The organism is Halobacillus litoralis (assembly GCF_020524085.2).
Taxonomy (GTDB): domain Bacteria; phylum Bacillota; class Bacilli; order Bacillales; family Halobacillaceae; genus Halobacillus; species Halobacillus litoralis_E.
Genome location: NZ_CP129016.1, coordinates 3,412,899 through 3,435,540 on the forward strand (window position 1 = coordinate 3,412,899; position 22,642 = coordinate 3,435,540).

The 22,642-nt window shown below is 38.7% G+C and carries 20 protein-coding genes, 2 pseudogenes and 1 riboswitch; of the genes and pseudogenes, 7 read left to right on the plus strand and 15 right to left on the minus strand.

The features are described 5' to 3' along the window. Window positions 1-21 precede the first annotated feature (21 nt). Window positions 22-1,368, plus strand: coding sequence for a GntP family permease (locus LC065_RS17455; protein WP_226588625.1), 1,347 nt, complete (start codon window positions 22-24; stop codon window positions 1,366-1,368). 392 nt (window positions 1,369-1,760) lie between these two features. On the opposite strand, the gene LC065_RS17460 is transcribed toward LC065_RS17455, so the two are convergent. The 8 genes from LC065_RS17460 to LC065_RS17495 all read right to left on the minus strand — a co-directional run bounded on the left by LC065_RS17460 (window position 1,761) and on the right by LC065_RS17495 (window position 7,971). Continuing rightward, window positions 1,761-2,396, minus strand: coding sequence for a class D sortase (locus LC065_RS17460; protein WP_226588623.1), 636 nt, complete (start codon window positions 2,394-2,396; stop codon window positions 1,761-1,763). A 2-nt stretch (window positions 2,397-2,398) separates the two neighbouring features. Next, the gene (locus LC065_RS17465; protein WP_226588621.1) at window positions 2,399-3,403 is read right to left on the minus strand and encodes a processed acidic surface protein; all 1,005 of its coding nucleotides are present in this window, start codon (window positions 3,401-3,403) and stop codon (window positions 2,399-2,401) included. A gap of 179 nt (window positions 3,404-3,582) precedes the next feature. Continuing rightward, complete coding sequence (locus LC065_RS17470; protein ID WP_226588618.1) at window positions 3,583-4,533, minus strand: esterase/lipase family protein; 951 nt, start codon at window positions 4,531-4,533, stop codon at window positions 3,583-3,585. Between the two features lie 170 nt (window positions 4,534-4,703). Beyond that, window positions 4,704-5,708, minus strand: a complete 1,005-nt coding sequence (locus tag LC065_RS17475; RefSeq protein WP_226588616.1) for an ABC transporter permease subunit — start codon at window positions 5,706-5,708, stop codon at window positions 4,704-4,706. Beyond that, window positions 5,701-6,450 (minus strand): ABC transporter permease subunit, encoded by a 750-nt coding sequence (locus tag LC065_RS17480; protein WP_226588614.1) that lies wholly within the window; start codon window positions 6,448-6,450, stop codon window positions 5,701-5,703. Before LC065_RS17480 ends, LC065_RS17475 begins: the two co-directional genes overlap by 8 nt. 13 nt (window positions 6,451-6,463) lie before the next feature. After that, window positions 6,464-6,655 (minus strand): hypothetical protein, encoded by a 192-nt coding sequence (locus LC065_RS17485; RefSeq protein WP_306163595.1) that lies wholly within the window; start codon window positions 6,653-6,655, stop codon window positions 6,464-6,466. 306 nt (window positions 6,656-6,961) lie between these two features. Continuing rightward, complete coding sequence (locus tag LC065_RS17490; RefSeq protein ID WP_226588612.1) at window positions 6,962-7,540, minus strand: GNAT family N-acetyltransferase; 579 nt, start codon at window positions 7,538-7,540, stop codon at window positions 6,962-6,964. A 209-nt stretch (window positions 7,541-7,749) separates the two neighbouring features. Next, the gene (locus LC065_RS17495) at window positions 7,750-7,971 is read right to left on the minus strand and encodes a cyclase (RefSeq protein ID WP_226588610.1); all 222 of its coding nucleotides are present in this window, start codon (window positions 7,969-7,971) and stop codon (window positions 7,750-7,752) included. A gap of 261 nt (window positions 7,972-8,232) precedes the next feature. On the opposite strand from LC065_RS17495, the gene LC065_RS17500 reads away from it, so the two are divergent. Continuing rightward, window positions 8,233-8,502 (plus strand): hypothetical protein, encoded by a 270-nt coding sequence (locus LC065_RS17500; protein ID WP_226588608.1) that lies wholly within the window; start codon window positions 8,233-8,235, stop codon window positions 8,500-8,502. A gap of 1,046 nt (window positions 8,503-9,548) precedes the next feature. On the opposite strand, the gene LC065_RS17505 is transcribed toward LC065_RS17500, so the two are convergent. The 3 genes from LC065_RS17505 to LC065_RS17515 all read right to left on the minus strand — a co-directional run bounded on the left by LC065_RS17505 (window position 9,549) and on the right by LC065_RS17515 (window position 11,177). Then, window positions 9,549-9,755: a helix-turn-helix transcriptional regulator gene (locus LC065_RS17505; protein WP_226588606.1), complete on the minus strand. Its 207-nt coding sequence runs from the start codon at window positions 9,753-9,755 to the stop codon at window positions 9,549-9,551. After that, window positions 9,756-10,151, minus strand: coding sequence for a hypothetical protein (locus LC065_RS17510; protein WP_226588605.1), 396 nt, complete (start codon window positions 10,149-10,151; stop codon window positions 9,756-9,758). Window positions 10,152-10,667: 516 nt separating this feature from the next. Then, window positions 10,668-11,177, minus strand: a complete 510-nt coding sequence (locus LC065_RS17515; RefSeq protein ID WP_226588602.1) for a GNAT family N-acetyltransferase — start codon at window positions 11,175-11,177, stop codon at window positions 10,668-10,670. A 510-nt stretch (window positions 11,178-11,687) separates the two neighbouring features. Between LC065_RS17515 and hpaB the strand changes: the two are divergent. Both hpaB and LC065_RS17525 read left to right on the plus strand, forming a co-directional pair. Next, window positions 11,688-13,144: pseudogene (gene hpaB / locus LC065_RS17520) on the plus strand (4-hydroxyphenylacetate 3-monooxygenase, oxygenase component). A gap of 462 nt (window positions 13,145-13,606) precedes the next feature. Next, the gene (locus tag LC065_RS17525; protein ID WP_226588596.1) at window positions 13,607-14,350 is read left to right on the plus strand and encodes an SDR family oxidoreductase; all 744 of its coding nucleotides are present in this window, start codon (window positions 13,607-13,609) and stop codon (window positions 14,348-14,350) included. Between the two features lie 184 nt (window positions 14,351-14,534). Here the strand turns inward: LC065_RS17525 and LC065_RS17530 are convergent, their stop codons facing one another. Genes LC065_RS17530 through LC065_RS17540 form a run of 3 tightly spaced genes read right to left on the minus strand, consistent with a single transcriptional unit; the run spans window position 14,535 to window position 18,197 of the window. After that, complete coding sequence (locus LC065_RS17530; protein WP_226588594.1) at window positions 14,535-15,686, minus strand: Ger(x)C family spore germination protein; 1,152 nt, start codon at window positions 15,684-15,686, stop codon at window positions 14,535-14,537. A gap of 9 nt (window positions 15,687-15,695) precedes the next feature. Beyond that, window positions 15,696-17,126: a spore germination protein gene (locus tag LC065_RS17535; RefSeq protein WP_226588592.1), complete on the minus strand. Its 1,431-nt coding sequence runs from the start codon at window positions 17,124-17,126 to the stop codon at window positions 15,696-15,698. Then, complete coding sequence (locus LC065_RS17540; RefSeq protein ID WP_226588590.1) at window positions 17,127-18,197, minus strand: endospore germination permease; 1,071 nt, start codon at window positions 18,195-18,197, stop codon at window positions 17,127-17,129. Window positions 18,198-18,694: 497 nt separating this feature from the next. After that, window positions 18,695-18,791: riboswitch (guanidine-I (ykkC/yxkD leader) on the plus strand. 75 nt (window positions 18,792-18,866) lie between these two features. On the opposite strand from LC065_RS17540, the gene LC065_RS17545 reads away from it, so the two are divergent. The 3 genes from LC065_RS17545 to LC065_RS17555 all read left to right on the plus strand — a co-directional run bounded on the left by LC065_RS17545 (window position 18,867) and on the right by LC065_RS17555 (window position 20,896). Then, window positions 18,867-19,208, plus strand: a complete 342-nt coding sequence (locus tag LC065_RS17545; protein WP_226588588.1) for a DMT family transporter — start codon at window positions 18,867-18,869, stop codon at window positions 19,206-19,208. Beyond that, entirely contained in the window at window positions 19,208-19,522 is a 315-nt protein-coding gene (locus LC065_RS17550; RefSeq protein ID WP_226588586.1) for a DMT family transporter, read from the plus strand. Before LC065_RS17545 ends, LC065_RS17550 begins: the two co-directional genes overlap by 1 nt. A gap of 219 nt (window positions 19,523-19,741) precedes the next feature. Continuing rightward, window positions 19,742-20,896, plus strand: coding sequence for a cation:proton antiporter (locus tag LC065_RS17555; RefSeq protein WP_226588584.1), 1,155 nt, complete (start codon window positions 19,742-19,744; stop codon window positions 20,894-20,896). Between the two features lie 249 nt (window positions 20,897-21,145). On the opposite strand, the pseudogene LC065_RS17560 reads toward LC065_RS17555, so the two are convergent. Next, window positions 21,146-22,547: pseudogene (locus LC065_RS17560) on the minus strand (PTS mannitol transporter subunit IICB). Window positions 22,548-22,642 lie beyond the last annotated feature (95 nt).

Genomic DNA, 22,642 nt, shown 5'->3' on the forward strand with positions numbered 1-22,642 from the left:
ACACAACATGGAGGGATCATCATGCCATTAGTCATGGTTGCTATAGGAATTGTCGCCCTGCTGATCTTAATTATGGGGCTTAAACTGAATACATTTGTTTCCTTGATCATTGTTTCGTTTGGAGTAGCGATCCTGCTCGGAATGCCGCTTGAAGATATTGTCGGAACGATTGAAACTGGATTAGGCGGTACCCTTGGACACCTGGCCCTGATCTTCGGACTTGGTGCCATGCTCGGTAAACTGATTACAGATGCTGGCGGTGCCCAGCGCATTGCCATGACGTTTGTCAACAAATTCGGCGAGAAAAACATTCAATGGGCCGTCGTTTCCGCGTCTTTCGTCATCGGAATTGCCCTGTTCTTTGAAGTAGGACTTGTCCTCCTCATCCCAATCGTCTTTGCGATTTCAAGAGAGTTAAAGGTTTCTATTCTTTATTTAGGCATCCCGATGGCGGCTGCTTTGTCTGTCACCCACGGATTCCTGCCGCCTCACCCGGGTCCAACGGTAATCGCCGGTGAATATGGGGCAGATCTGGGCGAAGTATTGCTTTACGGAATCATCATTTCCATCCCGATCGTTATTGTAGCGGGCCCTATTTTTACGAAGATGGCTCAAAAACTCGTTCCTGATTCGTTTACAAAACAAGGGGACATCACTTCCTTAGGGGAACAGAAGAAATTCGACCTTGAAGATACACCAAAATTCGGTGTCAGTGTTTTCACAGCGATGCTTCCGGTTATTCTTATCGCTATTTCCACGATCATTACATTGATCCAGGAGATGGCAGGGTTTGAAACAAACTTGTTCTTATCAATTATCAATTTAATCGGTAACGCTTCAACGGCCATGATCATTTCCTTGCTTGTAGCGATGTACACCATGGGAATCGCACGGAATATCCCTGTGAAAACCGTCATGGAATCCTGCTCGACGGCGATCTCCCAGATCGGTATGATGCTCCTGATCATCGGGGGTGGCGGTGCGTTTAAACAAGTATTGATCGACGGAGGTGTCGGTGATTACGTCGCAGAACTATTCGAAGGTTCTACCATGTCACCGATCGTCCTCGCATGGTTGATCGCCGCCATTCTACGGATTTCTTTAGGTTCAGCCACGGTTGCCGCTTTGACGACTGTCGGTCTTGTCATTCCACTATTAGGGCAGACCGATGTCAATCTGGCTCTGATGGTTCTTTCTACAGGAGCCGGCAGCTTAGTTGCCTCTCACGTCAACGACGCCGGTTTCTGGATGTTCAAAGAATACTTCGGACTCACGATGAAAGAAACTTTCGCCACATGGACACTATTGGAAACGATCATCTCGGTCCTGGGCCTTGCTTTCATTTTATTACTGAGTCTGTTTGTATAAAATGGAATATGAACAAAACAAAGCCTGTCGAGACTTTCTCGACAGGCTTTTTCTTTTGCAATGGTCAAGAATTCACTCTCTCAAAACCATTTAGCGGATGACTCCGATAATGTGGATCTATCCGGCATCATGAAAGACATCTGTGAAGCCGCTTCTCATACATTCAGTGGAAGAAAAATTATACGTTATAGTTGAAGAACGGAAAGAATTGAACAACAACCTGGAATCCTTAAAAAATACAAATCGCGAACAAATGAGACAGGGGATCAGCTCTGCTGACCTCTTTCCATAAATAAAGAAGCGCCGATCCTCCGTGGGGATGGGCGCTTCTTGTTCATTGCTCAGGAAACCTTCTGTTTAAGGGTAAGGCGGGAATTCACCCGTCTCTTTTTTTACCGCTCGCTCTCTATTAAATCAGCAATCAGAATATATCTTTCTGGTGCAGGGCCGATAAAATCGAAAGGATAACAGGTGGAAACCGTCAACGTGGCCTTCGGTTTGGGAACGATGATCGTACGGTCGTCCTGATCGACGATTCTCACCTTCCGGACCTTGTAAGTGAACACACCCGCTTCAGACTTGACGGTCAACTCATCACCGACACCTACTTCATCCAGGCGGCGGAAGACGGTATCCCGGTGACCGGATAATACTGTATTGTCCTGTTCCCCCGGGAGCACACTTCCAGCAAAGTGCCCCACCCCTTTTTCCAATTCATCCTCATCCGTACCATGATAGATTGGAAGACTTGCATCAAGCTTAGGAATGATGAGCTCCCCCATGTGATCCCCGATATCTGGAACCGATGTGTACAAAGGTTCGCCGGCATCGCTGTCTGTTTCTTTGACAGAAAGGGCTGATTCCTTTTCTTCTGAATCAACGACCGGTGCGGCATTCGTTTTATAAAGAAAGTACCCTTTCACTAAAGGATGGAGGTTGGAACTTGTGTACCACCAACCGAATAGGATCAGTCCGACGCCAACTGACAATAACAAAAAGTTCCTCTTACGGTGCTGCCTTGCTCCCATTTCTATGCACCCTGTCTACGGAAGTAAAGGACGAACCAGGCCCCAATCCCCATGACACTCAAACCGGCGAACACTTTAGAAAGGTACTCGCCGGAAGTTACTGGAAGACGCTCTCCTTTGACCGTTTTTTCAACGCCCTCAGGAGCACTTCCTCCCGTTTTCGCCTCTGGTTTGTCCGCAGCTTGTTGAGCCGTGACTGCCTGTTCGACCGTCGGCAGATCTTTCGCCGTCTCTTGCAGCAGCTCAGAACCAAACATCTCATTCGTCAGAATAAAGTCAGCTAAAAATTCTCCTTGAAGATTGTGTAGAACAATTTTCAAATCATAGCCTCCTCCATCTGTCATCTGAATGAGATCTGCCAAAGTCACAGGCATTTCTTCTCCACTTTTCACGAGAAAGAACGTCGCATCGATCTCGAACAGGTCAAGCATTTCCTGCATGATGGATAACAACTCTGCGATTTGTCCCGCCGACAATTCAGTGGCAGACTCAAATTCTTCAAAGGCCATCAAGCGTTCGTACAACCCACCCAATCTTCCTTCAATGGCTTCATCATCGAGACTTTCCAAGTGAAGAAACAAACGATCCAGTTCTTCATCCGATAGTCCAAAATCGCTGAACATATCTTCATAGTCAATATCTATAGTTTCTTCAATCAAGTAGAATTCAATATCATCAATAAACGTGTAATCTTCTACCGTTTCACCATATTCAGCAAGAATATCATCCAATTGCTGTCGGGTAAGGCCATAGTCATCCAGCAGCTGTTGTAAACTTTCCTCTGTGATCACCGGACCAAGAAAATCTTTTAATTCTTCCAATGAATCAAAATCACGAAGCTTCAAATCATAATACTCCCATAAATAAGTCTCTAACTCCGCTTCTGTCCAACGAAGCTCGGAAAGGTAGACCTCCAAATCACTTTCTTTCACAGCTGCAAAACCAGCACCCGGGAAACTACATACCAACATGACCACCGTGAGAAACAGCAACATCAACCTTTTCAATCGTCATCTTCCTCTACCATTTTATACTTACCAATCTATTATAATCGAGGGGTAGAGAAAAAGGATACAAATATTTTACAGGTCATCATAGATTTGTATTGGCCCCTGAGCAACCGCTCCGCTAAAAAGCACAGGCCATTGATTTGGCCTGTGCTTTTTTTAATTCAAGGATATTGACGTCAGCCGTATGATCCGATTTTTCTGTGAAGGATATCCTTGGATTTGTAGAGGACTTCAATATGTGTTCCCTCGACTGTGTAGTGGTCTCCGTCCAGCAGAAAAACACTTTCTTCAATGGCATCCCCGTCCCCGTCATTCGTATAAGAGCCAGCGGTTACCTTGCCATCCACCCACGCTCCTGTGCCTGTATAAGGAATGACTTCCAAATACTTGATCGATTCTTCTCCCGACCCTGCGATGACCGTTACATCAATGTTCCGTTCATTTATAATGCCCCGTTCAGCATTCAGCGAATCAAGAAAAGCATTGGTCGTCTTCATTTGAGGATAAGGAAGAAGGGTGCGGTTGCCCCGGTCATTCATGATTAAATAATTCTGGTAATCGCTCCCAGGTAAGATATCGTGTAAACCTGGAAAGTGCTGATGGATCACATCCATCCGGTTCCCCTTGTAATGATAGCTCAAATACTCCAAATACCACCGCATATAAAAGTGCACGAAGTTGAGTTTACCCTTTTGCGCTGTCGGCAGCTCTCCACCGGTCCAATAGCTGTAGTTCGGTGCTGATCCGGCATTAGGTGTACAGAGTTGAATCAGCTGATCGACATCATTCTGGTACTCGTCCCCTTGAACATACGCCCTTGCAACTAAGCCTCCCATACTGTGACTGACGAGATTCACCCGTTCCGCCCCTGTCTGCCGCTTAGCGAGAGCAACTGTCTTCAGCAAGTAATGGCTCGCAGAATGCTCTATTTTCTGACTCCAGTCATAAAAACAGACGAACAAGTTCTTACCTCTCCGGTACCCCATCGTCTCCAACATGAGCACAAAAGGTTCATAGACCATCCCGGCAAGACCGAAACTCCACCCGCCCGTTCCGGGAATGATTTCATCACTCATCGAACCGAATAAACCAGGAATCACAATCAATGGGACGTGATCTTTTCTCACGCTCTTCCTCCTCTCCACCACTTCTTAAACTATATGAAAAGAAGAAGGAAAACATTTACCCTCGCACCTATTCCACATCGTCTCTTATCCGATGAATATGGGAACCATTGATTGGATGAAAGATCTTTTATAGATAAGCCAAGACTCACCATCGATTCATGGTGATCGAATTATTTGACCATACGAAATTTTTCTTTGTCCCAAGAAACGTCTACAGGTTCACTCGCTTGTTTCAATCCTTTCGCTCGTTTCGGTTTCCGCTTCGCTTCCAGCCCATAAACAATGACGTTGATGGCAAGTATCGTCAAAGCAAAGGCAGTAACAGGAGCAAGAACCATCCATGGGAAAGGTTTCATATACTGAAAGTTATCACTAATCATACCCGCCCATTCGTTCGACATCGAAAAGGTTTCGGCCCTGGCCTCTCCTGTCATAACGTCGTATTCCATCACTCTCGTTTCAGTTCCTCCTATGAATATATTTAATAATCCGAGATGCGCAAAAATAATTAGAGATTGACCGATTTGCTGCACAAACGTGATGAATATTTTCGGGGTAAGGTAAGGCGCAATATGTTTTCTAAAGATGTGGAATCTACTTGCTCCCATGATTCGTGCACTATCGATGAACTCATTCTCTAAAGCAAGGTCTATTTCTTTTTGTACATATAAAGACAACACAGGCACACTAACAGCAATGATCACTAAACAAGGAAACACAATTTTCGTTGTCACATCATAGCTCCAGCTAAATGTTAAAACGACCGGGGTGATGAGCACATATGTAAAAATCGTGGCAGGAGCATAATGCAACGTATCGGATAAGCCTCGAAACAGACGTTTAATCGAAGCCGGAAGTAAAAACAGCAAATACCCACCAACCACAGATAAAAGAATTCTTCCGAAAGCAATGATTACCGAGAGTCCGATGGTATATTTCGCGCCCTCAATAACTTTAACGAGGTAACTGTTCCCGTCAATATCACTCCCTAATGGATAATGAATGGAAGGTGGAAAGGGTGCCAGAGCAAGGATATTGCCTTTATCGTCAAATAATAACTTCTCCGGTTCAGCCAGTTCAGGTTCTATGAAGAAGCTGAATCCAAAACTTGCGATCATTAAGACAATAAGGTAAGCAGAACCGATAAAAACCAAGCCTTTACTCAAATTAGTCAACCCTTACCCCTCCCTTCAAAAACTTCGCCTCCAACATCCATTGAATGATGGTAAATAGAATGAAGAAGGGAACAAACACGAGGAATAAGCTAATCGTCAAAATTTCAGGATTCAAAACACTATGCTCATAAATGAACGTCATAAACCCATCAATATCAAAGATGATTTCCAACATCAGTAGATTAGCTAAAGCAAAAGTGAAGATACTTTTAAAGTGGTTGAATAAGGTCAGTACAGAATTTCGAAACATGTGAATGAACAATATTCTCCACTTGCTCAGCCCTTTGCTTAAGGCTAACTTCACGTACGGCTGCTCTTCTTCAAACTCAAAGGCTAATAACAGGTACTTCGTTACATAAATGCCAGGAAGAATAGATAATACAAGAACAGGAAGTAACCATGGATCGCTATCCATAGTACTTGTGATAGAAAAGAGTAGGACATTCGTATTCTTGTAGATCCACACAATAAGCAATTGAAGGACCAGGATAATAAAGATATCAGGCAGTGATTCCAGAACAAACAAAACCATTTTAGGGAACGCACGGAATTTGTTGGATAACGACATGATCAGCATGGTTGTTAGAACAGCCACAACCAGACCAAGGGCCAACCCTAAAAGTAGATACATCATAGACTTGCTAAATAACTCCATCAACTCAGGAAAAAGCGGAAAGTACTTCCCCCGATGATAGTACTCCAGCGCCCCACCTGTAAAAATGAGTCGTATGGTATTCCACATGTGCACCCCATATTCATGGACATTTAACACAATCGTATCGTGCAGAAAGAGGTGTATTATTCAACTCTTTTCTTTCAATCATCAACAATACCGACATCTGAGCTTTAATGTTAAAGAATAAATAAGGAAGCGATCCAATTAAGATGATACCCATGGACGTCAGGCTGAATTGGTAGATCGATTTCCGGAAGAATGTGAGAGTCACAGCTGCTCCTCTTTTCTCTTATGTACTATTCGACAATTCCATATTATGTATTTTCCTTTCCTATGATTTCTACATTTTCTCTACCATCTCCTTCTTTTGACTCATCTAAGTTAAGTAGTTAACCGTTACGTTTCTTTCAAATGAATTTTTTCATAAGATCCGCCTGAAATACATACATACTCCCTCTCATTAAACTCCTTTTCCCTGTATGTCGATTGGATGCAATCCTCAACTCAGCTGTTAATAAAAAAGCACCATTCGCAGGAACGAATGGTGCTTTTTTGTCTGATTATTATTGGATATGTTTTACACGTTATTCAAAAAGGGTCCATACTCACTTTCCAATATCGAATACACTTCCGTATCTCTAAATTCACCCTTAATAAACTCATTCTTTCTTAAAGTGCCTTCATATTCCATGCCTAGTTTCTTCATCACCTTTTGAGAACCGATATTATCCGTATCGGATCTCCCCTCAATTCGATTCAGATATAACTTACTAAATCCATAATGAACAAGTTCTTGGAGGGCTTCCGTAGCAATACCTCTTCCCCAATAATCTTCGGATAAAAAATATCCCAATTCTACGCACTTATGTTTATTGTTCCAATCAATAAAAGCGGCCACACCGATCACTTGACCTGTTTCATTCCACTCTATGGCCCATTCACCGGATTCACCTTTTTCGTAACCTGAAATGACCATATGTAAAAACTCGTTGGTTACCTCTCTTGACTCGTTTACTTCCCAAGTCATAGGATGCGCTACTTTAGGGTTGGAGCAGAAACTAAAGACATCTTCTAAATCTGAAGATGCAAGCTTTCTAAGTGTTAACCTTTCCGTTTTAAACTCAGGCATTTCTTTTAAATATTTTTCAACTTCCATACAATCCCACTCCATATATGTTTTAATTTTTTCACAAAAATAAATATTAGGACATCATATCGCTTTTTTACATAATATTCAATACTTTTTAAATCATTAATACCCCTTCATCTATTATTAAGATAAAAAATGGGGACTCTTGCTCTTATTGAACAAACGCCCCTTTTTTATAAGACCTCCCCATTCGCCTGTTTTTTGCTTAAGATAGACTACTCATTAGCAGGTCTTCGTTTATGTTTTTCAATAATTATTTTTTTGTTTAATATTCTAACCTCACCAACCAATAACAACCTCATATCCTCGACAATATACTTTGCTAACTCTTCGTCAGTAATGTCATCTTCAACAATATCAAGCCGGAATTCATGACCTTGTATCCCACCGCCATTAGTAAATTCGATCTCAAAATCGAATTGAACTCTTTTATCCATTTCGAATCCACCTTTAATTAGTTATGGGTCATTATTACATACATATTCTAGTTAAATTTAAACAATGACCTTCCTAAACTAAACCTCCCGTATGTTCAATAAAAAAAAGAGCTACGATTAGCTCCTTGAATGTTCAACAAATGCCCCCGTTTCTGGAAGACTTGATTTCGAGATAATGAAAATTATATTACATTGGCGGTCGTTAACCTATTAGAATGTATCTTATATAATGGTATAAACTATATTTTAGGTGATGTTCATATGCAATTAACCAAAGACTTTTTCCCTTTATTCTTTTTCCTCATAGGTGGGTTCATTTTTCTTTACTTAGTTATAACAAAATACACAGAAGAAGCACATAAAAAAGAAATCAAGAAAAATAAATGGATGCAAAAGGACGATTATAATTATGAAAACTCTATCTTTTATCGTATTATGGGTAGCTCATATTGGATTGCAAAATCTCTTCTCATTATCGCGTCCCTCATTCCAATCGCGATTGGAATATTAATCATGTGGTCAATGTTTTAGAAACTATTAACATCCGAGGATTTCTGAAATCTAATGATTTCTTGTATCTTGTCTCAGTATTGTTCAAATAAACTGTTCGTTAAGGAAAAAGCGGTGAGACATATGGAACAATTGTCCCCGCTTGTTAAAGTGTTCTGATTAACCAAAGATATCCGCAATGGTCTTTGCAATATGAATCGAGAGTAAAATAGCAAATGGGATTAAAACAACAAGAATGATTGTAAAAGTTATCTTGCCCTTATGTGTCTTTATTTCTTTAAGTTGTTTCCTGAAGATATCTTTATCACTTAAATAGATAGCAGAAAATACAATGCTCCCTATTACTAATAAAGGTAGAATAAATTCATAAAATACTGTTAATATTTCTTTCACCACGTTTCAATCCGTTCTTCAAACTCTTGCATTAAAAATTATTTCTTTCCAAAATTGCTTACTACAAAGGTCCATCCAATAGCAGAGGCAGAAGAGATAACTAATGCTCGAACTATTCCACCAACACCTAGATCAAAAGGTTTGAATATTGATCCAAAAATCATTATCAAGATAAAAAACACTACAAAATAAATTAAAAACCTACCTAATGTTCGTCTCAAGTTATATCCCCATCTTCTACTTATTGCAGTAACGTCCCCATTTCTTAAAGACTTGAAACCAAGATATATAGGGGGGAATTTACAGTAATGTACGTGTCTTAGTGTTTCCAAAGTTAAAGATAATTTTTCTTGTTAAGAAATGGAGACTTTCTTCTATATTAAAGCTTCCATTTTTGGTCATAAACGTACACATTCTAATACTTATCAGTGGCCTGTTTCTTAAAAAACTCCACCTTTGTATAATACTCAAGGAAACAGGGCATTACCTCCAAACTCGGCAACTGTTTGTTGATATACATTTTGAGGGGTTTCCCTGCCTATAAGGGGGGCTTTATACGAAAAGTAAAACAACACCAGCTACCAATAAAGTAATTGTTGTTGCAATCGTGGCTTTTTGCTGAGTTTTATTCATTTTATGAAAGAAATAAGCAAACACACCTCCACCTCCTTTCTTTAATCAAAATCACTCTCCTCAAAGATGAATATTTCTTCTATACTTACCTGAAAATTACGCGCAACTTTAATGGCGAGCTTTAGGGAAGGATTATACTCTCCTTTTTCCAAAAAGCTGATCGTTTCTCTTCTTACCCCGACCGTTTTTGCAAGTTCTAATTGAGTTATATTGTATTTTGCTCTGTATTCCTTAATTTTTGTTTTCATTTATTCGAAGCCTCTCCTATTCTTTGTAATAAGCCAGGAGACGAATAATGACACAACCATCCCTAATATCCCCAGCATCAAGGTATCGTCACTATCCAAATACTTTTGGAATGCAAGTAAAGCAATCCAGATATATAAGGAGAAGAAGTATGCCCTACCAGCCGAATAGTATTTCACCTTTTTGGATCGTTCATCATCAGAGGGTAATCCATTTTTAAATTCAGGGAATAACCTTTTCAATATTAACGAAATGTAGCCAACAAAGCTTATTAAACCAATCAGAAATAAAGCTGCTGAAAAATACGCCCTATCACCCAGTAAATTGAAAACTTGAAGAAGCATTCCTATCACAATACCTAATGAAATAACCCCTAATAAGATATACTTAACTTTCAAAGTATCAACCCTCTTCATGTTAGAAATATCTAACTTTATGTTATAAATATACAACATTGTATGTATATAGTCAATGGGCTAACCAATCGTTTTTGACTGGACTTATATAAGGGGTTCAACGTTTAGGATATATAAAAAAGCCTAAATTCCCGGTGTTGATCGAGAATTTAGGCTATAAGCGATAAAACCAATTGTACAATTACATCCCCCACATTTAAACCAGGTTGTTGATAATAAGAACATAAGTGACGCTCCCATATTTAAATTTCAAACTTTGGACTAAACCGACCAGCTTATTAAAGCAGCGCCCCCATTATTTGATAAATTGAATTGAAGATAAATATTAGGTATCTGGCTCTCACCCTTCTAACTTAATTCTTTATACATAATCGCAATATTGATACCTATTTCAATCACCTAATACTCTTCACTAAAATCATATCGCTTGACCCAAAATCTCCCTCCATTTAAACACTCATCTGTTTGTTCATTTTTCTCAGGAGAGCGTAAAAATGCTTATACTATACGAGAATAGTAAGCTACATCGGCAACTCTGCCGTGTAAATGCGATTCAGGCAACACAGCTACCAACGTAAATCCTAGTCTTTCAATTAACTTTTTAGATGGCATATTTTTGTTATCTATAGTAGCAAATAGGCGTTTAAGGTTTAATGTGCTTTTACTATGCTCAATGACCGCGGAAACCGCTTCATACGCAAAACCGCCTCCCCAATGCTCCCTCATGAAGCGATAACCAATTTCGCCAAGATAACCTTCTGCTATTTCTGGAATCATTACATCACCGATGAAGTCATCTGTATCTTTTAATGCGACCGTCCATTTTGTTTCAGTACGATTCCTAACCATTTCTAACATTGAGTGTTCATCACGTGGGGGATTAATTCCAAGAAATTCTCTTACTTCATCATTGTTAAACATTTTAAGCATATTGGGAATGTCTTTTTCCGCTCTCGGACGTAAAACCAATCGTTCTGTTTGGATTTTCGGTGCTTCTTTTTTTGCCATGATTTATTCCAGCCTTTCGTACATGATATAAATAATCTATCAATATGAACGGTATTGAACTTCATCGTTTGTTATCTCCTTATGATATTTATTATATAATTTGATACCGATTATTTGGATTCCTTCTTCAAGTATCCTGCTCCGTCAGTTTCCTTGCTCTTATGTTATAAAGGGCGATTGCTTTATTGAACAATCGCCCCCGTTAGCGTAAGGATCGAAATCGAGATAAATACAATTTTTTAGTACCTCTTCAGGTTATATGTAGTTATTCTTGACACCCTTAAAAGTTTATTTGTATTTCTGCGTCTTCCCCCAATGGTTGACCATTATTATCTGTCACTATCCCACGATTAATTTTATCTCTATTCTGAACCGTACATCTTTAACCAAAGCAGTGAGCCTTTAAGAGGGCTTTTCCAATTAAAATTACGGAACAGTCAAACACACAGATGAATAATAATACAGTAAGAAATAACTTTGCCTAATAATAAAGGAAACAGGAGTTTTATTATGGGAACTATTAATGGAACAGATTTTATTAACCGTTTAAATCAGCTGGATACGGAAATTTGGCTGGATGGAAAAAAGGTTAAGGGAAAAATCTCTGAGCACCCTGCATTCAAAGGAATTATTCAGACAAAGGCTTCTCTATATAATATGCAGCATGATCCTGATATTAAAGAGGAGATGACTTTCCATTCCCAAGAAACCGGGGATTCTGTTGGGCTTTCCTTCTTGCAACCCAAAACTAAGGAGGACTTAATAAAAAAAAGAAAAGCAAGTGAGTATTGGGCTAGACAGACAGGTGGCTTGCTAGGAAGAAGTCCCGATTACCTCAATACCGCTATAATGAGTTTCGCCTCTTCCTCTCCCTTATTAAAAGGAAGAGCTAATTGTTTTCCCAGAAAATATCCAATCCTTATATGAATTGGCGATGAAAAAAGACCTTTCTTTTACCCATACATTTGTCTCACCCCAAGTAAATCGTTCTGAATCCTATTTAGAATCCTCTGAAGAAGAACCCATTGTTGCCCGGGTGGTTGATAGAAATGAAGAAGGTATAGTAATAAAAGGCGCACGTCTCTTAGCTACTCAAGGCGGATTAACCGACGAAGTATTAGTTTTTAGCACACCTGGTTTTTTTGCTAAATGAAGATGAAGCTTTTGCCTTTTCCATTCCATCCGATACTAAGGGTTTAAAATTCATATGCAGAGAGTCATTTGTTGGTGGAGATTCTCCCTTTAATCACCCCTTAAGCTTTCGATTCGAAGAAATGGATACCATTCTTGTTTTCGACAATGTACTAGTTCCGTGGAATCGAGTATTCTATTATGACAATGCTCTTGTAGCAGCAGACTTCTCATCCCAAAGTTCTTTTCATAGTTTTGCGGGCCATCAAGTCGTAACCAGACAAGTGGTCAAAACGGAATTCATTTTAGGTGTGGCTGAGCTTCTTGTACAGACTATTAACGTTAGTCAGTATCAACATATTCAAGAAAAGCTGTCAGAGATTATCATTGGTCTTGAAACAATGAAATCTCTACTAGAAAAGTCTGAAAATGATGCAACATTGGACCAGTGGGGAGCAATGCGTCCGAGTATTGTTCCTCTTCAGGTTGCCAATAACATCTTTCCTAAAATTTATCCCCGCTTCTCCGAAATTATTCAATTAATTGGGGCTAGCGGACTGGTTAGTCTGCCTACTGAAAATGCATTTAATTCCTCTATTCGAGCTGATCTCAATCAGTATCTTCAAGCAGCAACCAAGAACGCAGAGGATCGAGTGAAAATATTCAGGTTAGGCTGGGATCTCACAATGAGTTCATTTGGAACGAGACAAACCCAATATGAGAGGTACTTTTTTGGAGACCCAGTCCGATTATCCAGCCGTCTATACAATGCCTATTCACTTACGGATTATGTAAAAGAAGTTAGCAGTTTCTTAGACCTAAAAACTGAAGAGTGATTTTAAATCAGTTTCTTTTTAAGCGCTATTATAGAATAGACCGCCCTATTGAAAATAAATTCCACCATAGGGGTAGAGTACGGAAAATGCGGATATACAACGTTAAACAAATTAGAGCATGAAAAATCGGTTCCTAAACGTTGTGAAGGAACCGATTTTTCGGTTTACTTTATTACGCTAAAGCCCCCGTTACATGAAGACTTGATTTCGAGATATCTAACATTAAACTTTACCAGAGCCGTTCATTTCAATAATGTCATCCATTTCATATCTATTTGAAGCGAGTACATAATAAGGTAATTCCTTTTTCAAAAATTTGCTGCCGGCCCAAAATAATTGTGAAAAGTGTTAAATAGGCTAATAACCTATCGATCGGCCAATCTATGTTTAATAAAGCGTTTGAGCGGTAACTAGTAGTTTGAAATCGAAGAAATCACTTATTAATTAATAGGAGGCTATATTTTGTCAAATCTACAAGATCAAGTTGTTATTATCACAGGTGCTTCTAGTGGTATCGGAGAAGAAACAGCGAAAGAATTATCTTCTAAAGGAGCAAAGCTTGTGTTGGCTGCTCGACGTGAAGAGCGTTTACAAGAGTTAGCCGATAAAGTGAATAACAACGGAGGCCATGCTATTTATAAATCAACAGATGTGACCTCTTATGAAGAAATGGAAGAGCTGGCAGAGTATGCACAAAAGGAATTCGGTCAAATTGATGCGATTGTGAATAACGCAGGTTTGATGCCTTTGTCCTTCTTGAATAAACAAAAGGTAAAAGAATGGGATCAAATGATTGATGTGAACATAAAAGGTGTGCTATACGGAATATCTGCTGTCCTTCCACATATGCGTGAAAGAAAAAAAGGACACATCATCAATATTTCATCTGTAGCCGGACACGTTGTATTCCCAGGAAGTGCGGTGTACAGCGGTACAAAATTTGCAGTTAGAGCAATTACCGATGGACTTAGAATGGAAGAGTCCGCTGAAAGTAAAATCAGAGCGACGATCATCTCACCTGGAGCGGTATCTACTGAACTAACCTCTACGATCACCGATGAGGATGTCAAAGGCGGAGTGGATGAGCTTTATGAGCAAGCAATAACACCAGACAGCATTGCAAGAACAATCCGTTATGCACTGGAAGAACCTACTGAAGTGACCATCAATGAGATTGTCGTAAGACCAACGGATCAATCCATGTAAACTTTATAGAAGTGCAGCCTATCAGGGCTGCGCTTTTTTTGTGCAAAGAATTAAAAATAGCAAAAGGCTTACTATTTTATCAACGTCATATATAACTGGTACATCTTTTCCGAAGACACTCATCAAAGCATCCTCTAAATTCAAAATCTTTGGTTGGTGAGTACCCACTCGCTCTTCCTATATATCAGTAGTGTGCATTTTTTCCAGCCCCATCATGTTTGAGATTAAACTCAACATTGATTTTACTTATTGTTCCATCACTTTTAAAGAATTCATCTTTATTACTTATACTTTTCCAATACTGGTGCTTCCTGCTATATAATAAATGACTAAAATTGAAGAGATCTGTATTTGTTTCTTGACTTAAATTAAATAGTTGTTGTATGTCTTCTTTTATATATTCTTCAGTTAATTTAGTAACTTCCTCTGTGCCCACAGTTAATTGTTCATTTTGATTTACAACATATCCTTTTAAGGTCAGATAAATTTTAAATGTAGGTTTGCTCTCGGAATTGTTTACTTTAATTTTATACTTACTATCCTCGATTACCACAAGCATCTTAGTGTCCTTATTTTTTTCCTCTATATGAACAGCGGTTCGCTTTAAATTCGGTGTAATCCACCGCAGTCCTTTTAATTTATCCAACTCAAAAAAACCTTTGTAGACTGTGTCTTCTAGAAAGAACCCTCCATCATAGGCGATCTTTGGTTCAGGTTGTTTATTTTTCATCCATTCATTATCATCTATCTTTAGAACAGGTAAAACAGTCGTCATATTCGGTTCGTAAAATTCTCTAGCAAACATATACAACTCTAATGGACTCATTAAAAAGTTCTGTTGGTGTACATTTTCAGGATTATGCAATAGTGTCTCCATTGCTCCTTGGTTGAAAAAACCTGGAGTAGACAAAAGATCATGCATCGGCTCTTTTGTTCCAAACACCCATGGGGTAAGGCGAAATTCATAATATCTTATCATAGCATCAAACACGTTGGTAAAACCTTGTTGTATAGCAGATTCACTAAGTATGATACTGCTAACATGAGACCAAATAATCCTATCTTGCGAAGTATCATATACCTCGAATAAAGCATCACTAAAAGTTGAGGCTGATGTTTCTGAAACCATAACCTCCGGTGAAGAACTTCCACTTCCTTCAGTATTTGCTAAGGTATTTAAGCTGATCATTTGTACATAAGTTACGTATTTTTTATCTTTATAATCAATGCCAATGGCTGTTGCATAATTTAAGTCTTGTATTTCCTTCACGTCACCGCAACCAGTTAATAAAAGTACCGGTATCCACAAAAAAACAATCAGCATTATTTTTTTCATATCCCTACCTCATTTCCGCCTACTAGAAAAGCCTTTGTTTTTTTGTTTTAGTGATTGCTGCAACTTTCTCTTTAACAGGGGTTTAATTTTCAATGAAACAACAGGATCCAAATAAGGTACTGAAAATGATTCCAACCTTGAAAGGTAGAGAAGAATACTAATCATCCCCAACATAAATCCATAAATTCCAAGTACACTTGAAATAAGAATTATGTAAATCCTTAATAGACTAAATGTTCCAATCAGTGACTGATTTCCTATTGTATAAGTTGCAACTGTTGATAAAGCTATCACTACAATGAGAGTCGCGGATGCCATACCAGCTCGAATCAATGCATCTCCAATAATTAAACCACCCACTACAGTAATCGTTTGACCCACCGGTTTTGGCATCCGCACCCCAGCTTCTCTTAAAATTTCAAACAGCAATAACAGAAATAAGAACTCTAAAATAAATGGGAGAGGCATCCCTTGCCTGGCTATAACAACTGTAGCTAGCAAATTAAACGGAAGCAGATCAATATTTACAGTTGCGATAGCTACCCAGAACCCTGGCAGAAATACTGATAAAAAGAGGGCAACAACCCTTAATGTTCTCTGGAAAAATACTATATGATAAGGAAAATGAACATCTTCTGGTGACCCTAAAAGTTCAAATATCTTCACAGGGCCTATGAGAACTAGCGGGGAACCATCAATGACAATTATTAATTTCCCTTTCATTAAAGACTCAACTGCAAAATCTGGACGTCCGATATGATCAAATAGAGGAAACAATGAAAATGTCCGATCTGAAATCCATTGTTCCAATTGCCCACTGCTAATTAAACACTCAACCTGAAGATCTTCTAGACGGTGACGAACTTCATTTAGAGTGTTATTATCTAGTTTATCCTTTAGGTAAACAATAGAGATTTTTGTTTTGCTAATTTCACCTACGGTTAAGGTTTCAGTATATAAATTTTCAGTGTTGAGTCTTTTACGAATTAGTAATAAATTTGTGTACAAGTCTTCATTAAATCCATCTCTTGGACCTTTAACCGAGACTTCAGTGTTCGATTCTTCAAGAGAACGTTGCGGAAACTTTGAAATATCTACACCGTATATACATTTATCGCCTTGCTTATAAAACATCAAGTATCCCGAAAACACTTTTTCTATACTTTGTTTAAAATTATGATAGACTTCAACAGGCGGAAGGTCCCCTTTAAAAGTGTTCAGTTTATTCTGAGACAACAGCTCAACAATTGAGTGATAAAATTGATTGAGTTGATGGGTGTCCACAGATCCATTCATATAAAAAGTTACAATATTAGAATGGTGTTCATTTGAGATAAATTTAACATTGGAATAATCTTTAAAGAAATTTTTCATTTCATCTATTTTCAGTTCTTCTGCTTGCATTTTCTCTTCAATTATATCTTTGTTTAACTTTTTCATTTATACCGTCCTCCCCCTCTTCGAGATACTAATAAGAAAGAAAGTTACTGTCAGTAAACAACCATAAATAAAAGCAGAAGGATAAAAATATTTTTGAATAAATGACTGTATAAAAATATCTGTATTTTGTGGTAATGAAAGTAACAGGGCTATCACAATAAATATTGATACGGTTCCACTTTTCACTTTAATTAATGGCGTTTCCCATATTCTCCACATCAAAAAAATGCAAAACGAAACTCTAATAAATACACCAACAATTAATTGAAAAATCGCCAAGTAGTCCAAATGGGATATGTGAGAACCTATTTGGACTAAACGCCATTGTTCAAAAGCTGGGAATCTCATTTGAGAGGATACTTCTGGTCCAAAAGCAGCAATTGCACCAAGAGTCGGTCCAAGGACAAGAATAATCAGTATTGTTATTAATGCAATTAAATTTAAATAGGTATAGGGCTTTTTAAGGTTATTTTGAATGACAAGCAATAATAATAAATCCACATTCGCACCTAAGATCATTAGTATCCCCTCTAATAAATGACCACTATTATTTGCTAGTATTGGAAACATATATGAGTATTCCTTCTGTTTCATAGTAGCAACAGCTACAAAACAACCTAAAATAAGCACAATTGGAGTACAGACAATCGCAGGATATACAATTGTATTAAGTTTTGAAATACCGGCTATTGTACATAATGTGATAAACGGAATAGTAATTAGCCAAATGGAGGTTGCAGGAAGGAAATATATTTGAATAGTACTAATTAGATCATTAAAACTGATGGCTCCAATGATAAGGATATAAATCATTAGGGAACAGATGATTAAAGAAGATATCACCTTCCCCACTCTTTGATCAAGCCAACTTTTAAGACTCTGTTGTTGGATTTTAAGTGAAATTCCCCTAATAAAAAAAGTCCATATCAGGAGTATGAAATAAGCAATTAAAGCTGCAATCCAGGCATCTCGTTTTGATACTTGGAGTAAGTGTGGTAGTAAAATAACGTGATTTGAGATCCCAATAAACAAAACAAACAAAAAGAAAATTTGAGGCCTGGAAAAATTCATGTTAACCTCCGATAATATCACTTTATTAGTAACATTTACATAACTAAACTTTCTATACATATATAGAAAGGGAAGCTGGGAAACGAATTCTAACCTATATTTGTTTGAACAAGTAAAAAATAGCCCCTCCTCCTTCCTGGCTTGAACCAGTAAACTCAGCTATCGAAAGATTAGGAGAGACGGTATTCTGAACGATCATGTTCCCATATACTTATAAGCTCCACCCTGTAAATCAGGTTGATGTTATACTTTAGCTTCAAGAATCTCCGAAAGATATGCCCACACATACTCTATGACAAAATTTATGCTTCTCGCGCTAAATACTGTAGCTTTTTGACTCTGGATTGAATATGAGTATGAATCCAATTGGATATGTCAGGTTATGAGGTGGAGAAAAGCAGTGAATTATATTTTGTAAGCTCCTATACATTTGACCATTCTACTTTGCATCTTGAATATTTCACAAAAGTCATGTATAATTAAACACATAATCTAACTTAAATGTTTTCTAGGGTTCCGCAACAAGTTGTTGGTCTGGTCCGAGAGAAAACTCGCAGCATTGCTGTGCCACGGAGGGACAAAAGCCCGGGAGAAACCTGTTTATACAGATTTCTCCCGGGCTTTTTTTTGTTTGTTTTTGGTAATAATACAATTGGAGGTGTGGTTAAAATGAACACAAGTTGGATTAAAGTTTTTGTTGCAGCTTTCTTTGAAGTTTTTTGGGTGATTGGTTTAAAACACGCAGATGACTTTTGGACATGGGCTGGAACTATTATTGCAATCATCATCAGCTTCTATGTATTGATTATGGCCGGACGAGAACTTCCTGTAGGAACTGTATATGCAGTTTTTGTTGGATTAGGTACTGCAGGAACTGTATTTTCTGAAACCCTATTCTTTGGAGTGCCATTAAAAGTAGAAAAAATACTTTTAATTACACTTTTATTAGCAGGGGTGATTGGCTTGAAATTAGTAACAAAGGACAAAGTGCAGTCAGGAGATGAATCTTAATGGCATGGATTTCTTTAATCTTAGCAGGTTTATTTGAAGTGGTTGGTGTTACTATGATGAATAAATTGCATAGAGATCGCAATTGGCAATCATTAGTACTATTAATTCTCGGATTTGGAGCAAGTTTTGTATTCCTTGCTTATTCAATGAAAACACTGCCTATGGGTACAGCTTATGCAATTTGGACAGGAATTGGGGCTTCTGGTGGAGCCATTTTAGGTATGGTTTTATATGGCGAATCAAAAGAATGGAGAAGAGTTATTTTTATAGGCATGGTTCTAGGGGCTGCAATAGGATTAAAGCTCGTCTCATAATACTTTTTTTAGCCTGTATGCAAAGTGAATTTTAAAATCTTCTTACAATGTCAGTTCCATTTAATAGCATATATTCCAGCTATTAGACTCGATAAACAAGTTTATATAAAAGATTTTTGGAGGAGCCTGTCACCAAGGGATAACTATGTCTTTTGATACGGGTTCTTTGGTATGCAGTTCTATTTGTAGCAAATAACGAATATTGAAAGGCGGAATCATATGTTTATTCTTCAATTAGCACTCATGATTATTGCGGCGAAACTTGCCGGAAGTTTAAGTGTGAAATTTGGTCAACCATCCGTACTTGGGCAAATTATTGTCGGTGTTTTGTTAGGGCCATCAGTTTTTGGACTAATTGGTGCATCAGATACTTTATCTGCATTTAGTACAATTGGTGTCATTTTGCTTATGTTCATTGCGGGCTTAGAAACTGATCTCGACGAATTTAAACGATCAGGCAAATCATCGACATTCGTAGGTCTTGGTGGAATACTTGTTCCGTTATTTCTCGGATATTTCACAGGAGTGATGATGGATTTAACGATTCTCCAATCTTGGTTTTTAGGTGTCGTACTTTCTGCAACGAGTGTAAGTATCTCAGTACAAGCACTTAAAGAAATGAACCAACTAAAAACACCAGAAGGAACTACAATTTTAGGTGCTGCTGTCATTGATGATGTCATTGTTATGATTGTTTTGGCCTTTTTAATGAGTTTTGCTGGTGGTGGAGAAGTAGCTTTAACAACACTGGTTTTAAAGAAGGCCTTATTCTTTACAGTGGCCATTTTTATTGCATGGAAAGTCGTGCCTTTCTTTATGAAAAAGTTTACTAATTTGCCTATTAATGAACCAGTAATTTCTGCTGCGATTATTGTCTGTTTCCTGTACGCATATGCGGCAGAATACACAGGAGTTGCTCATATCATCGGGGCTTATATTGCTGGTATAGCAATTGGCTTGACAGGATTCAAACACGAAGTTTTTGAAAAAGTTGAAACGATTAGTTACTCTATATTTGTACCAATATTCTTTGCCTACATTGGGATTTCTGCTGAATTTACAGGTATTCTTGATAATTTAGTTCCTATTATTTTGCTAAGTATTTTAGCTATTTTAACTAAGTTTGTTGGTTCTGGTACTGGTGCAAAACTAGCTGGATTTGGTTGGAATAGTTCAATGGGAATTGGCTCAGCAATGGTGTCAAGAGGTGAAGTTGCACTAATCGTTGCTACAATGGGGTTGAGTGCAAACCTTATATCACAAGAGTTATTTGCTACGATAATTGTTGTAGTCATTGTAACAACAATTGCCACTCCACCTATGATGAAGTGGTTTTTCAAATCTAATCTGCAGAGTCAAAAAAAAGCGAGCTAAAATTTCACAGGAAAAGGCAGCATTAAATTAATTTAATGCTGCCTTCTTTATTCCTCATTATTAGATTGAAAAATTCATTTATTTTACACAACACAATCGCAAAAACAAAAATTTATCTTGAAACTGAGTCTTCAACTAACCTGCCCGTTAGCGAAAGACTCAGCTTCAAGATAATTATCAGAACGGTTCCCCTCATCACAAATAAAAAAGAAGGTTCCCAAATGAACCTTCTTTTAAAGAATTAGTTTATTACCGATTCTCCAACCTGTCGAGCAATTCCTCCAGGTTTGGATCACTAATATAATTTTCAATTGTGATAATCTCTTTGTCTTGGTGCGCGTGTTTCGCCCGGTCATAGAGATCTTTATGAACGACGATAATGTTTGAATCTTTTGGTGCATCTTCAATTCTGTAGTGTTTCACTTCAATCCCGTCGATTCCTCTTTTTTGTAGTTTCTTTCTGAAGGTCGTGGCCCCCAGGGCACTGCTTCCTGCACCTGCGTCACACGCGAAGGAAACTTTATCAATCTTTTCTTCCTTTTTACTGCTGCTTGCCACTTGTTTCCCTTGTTGCTTCATCGTTTTAGATTTTTCGATGGAATCGGAAAGTTCATCCTCTTCCTCATCTTTGTTCTTCTCCATTTTCAAAATCAGCGATGTGATCAGGAAGGTGACAGCAGCGGCAGCAAGAACGCCGGCGATGATGCCGATAAAGCTTCCTTTAGGAGTAAGTCCCAGGTAAGCGAAGATCGAGCCTGGACTTGGTCCTGCGACGAGCCCTGCATCAAACACACTGAACACGGCGATCCCTGTCGCACCCCCCGGCGATCATCCCGATGATTGTAAGGGGTTTCATTAATACGTAAGGGAAGTATAGTTCATGGATACCGCCGAAGAAATGAATAATGATTGCACCTGGTGCGGTTCGTCGAGCCGTCTTTTTACCGAAGAATGTAAACGCAAGCAGCAATCCAAGGCCTGGTCCTGGGTTGGACGCGACCGTAAAGTAGATGGACTTGCCTGTTTCAGCTGCCGCCTGCATGCCGAGCGGATAATAAATTCCCTGGTCGATCACGTTATTCAGGAACAATACTTTTGCCGGTTCGTTAATCAAAGAAAGCAAAGGCAGTAACCCGGTAGCCACCAAAGCTTCAATGGCTGAAGTGACGAAGTTGTTCGCCGATTCGATCACTGGACCGATAAACAGGAACGATACGATCATTAGCAAGAACCCTAGGATACCAAGGGAGAAGTTGTTCACAATCATCTCAAACCCGGCAGGAATTCTGTTTTCCATCGCACGGTCAAATTTCTTTATGATCAAGCCGCCTAAAGGACCGATCACCATCGCGCCTAAGAACATAGGAATATCGGATCCGACGATCAATCCAATGGCACCGATCGCCCCCATAACTGCTCCTCGTTGGCCACCGACCATACGGCCGCCGGTTATGGCGAGAAGCAACGGAAGCAGAAATTTAATGGCTGGACCGACAATTTGCGCCAACTGCTCATTGGGGATCCAACCTGTCGGTATAAACAAAGCGGTCAACAGACCCCAGGCGATAAATGCGCCGATGTTCGGCAAAACCATATTGGTTAAAAAGCCACCGAAAGCTTGCACTCTGGCCCTTGCCGAAGGACGATTCATATCTACTACATTGCTATCTGTTGTTGCCTTAGCTGGACTTGCCATCTTTCTCATCCCTTTCAAATTTAAAATATGAAAAATCATCGATTTACGAT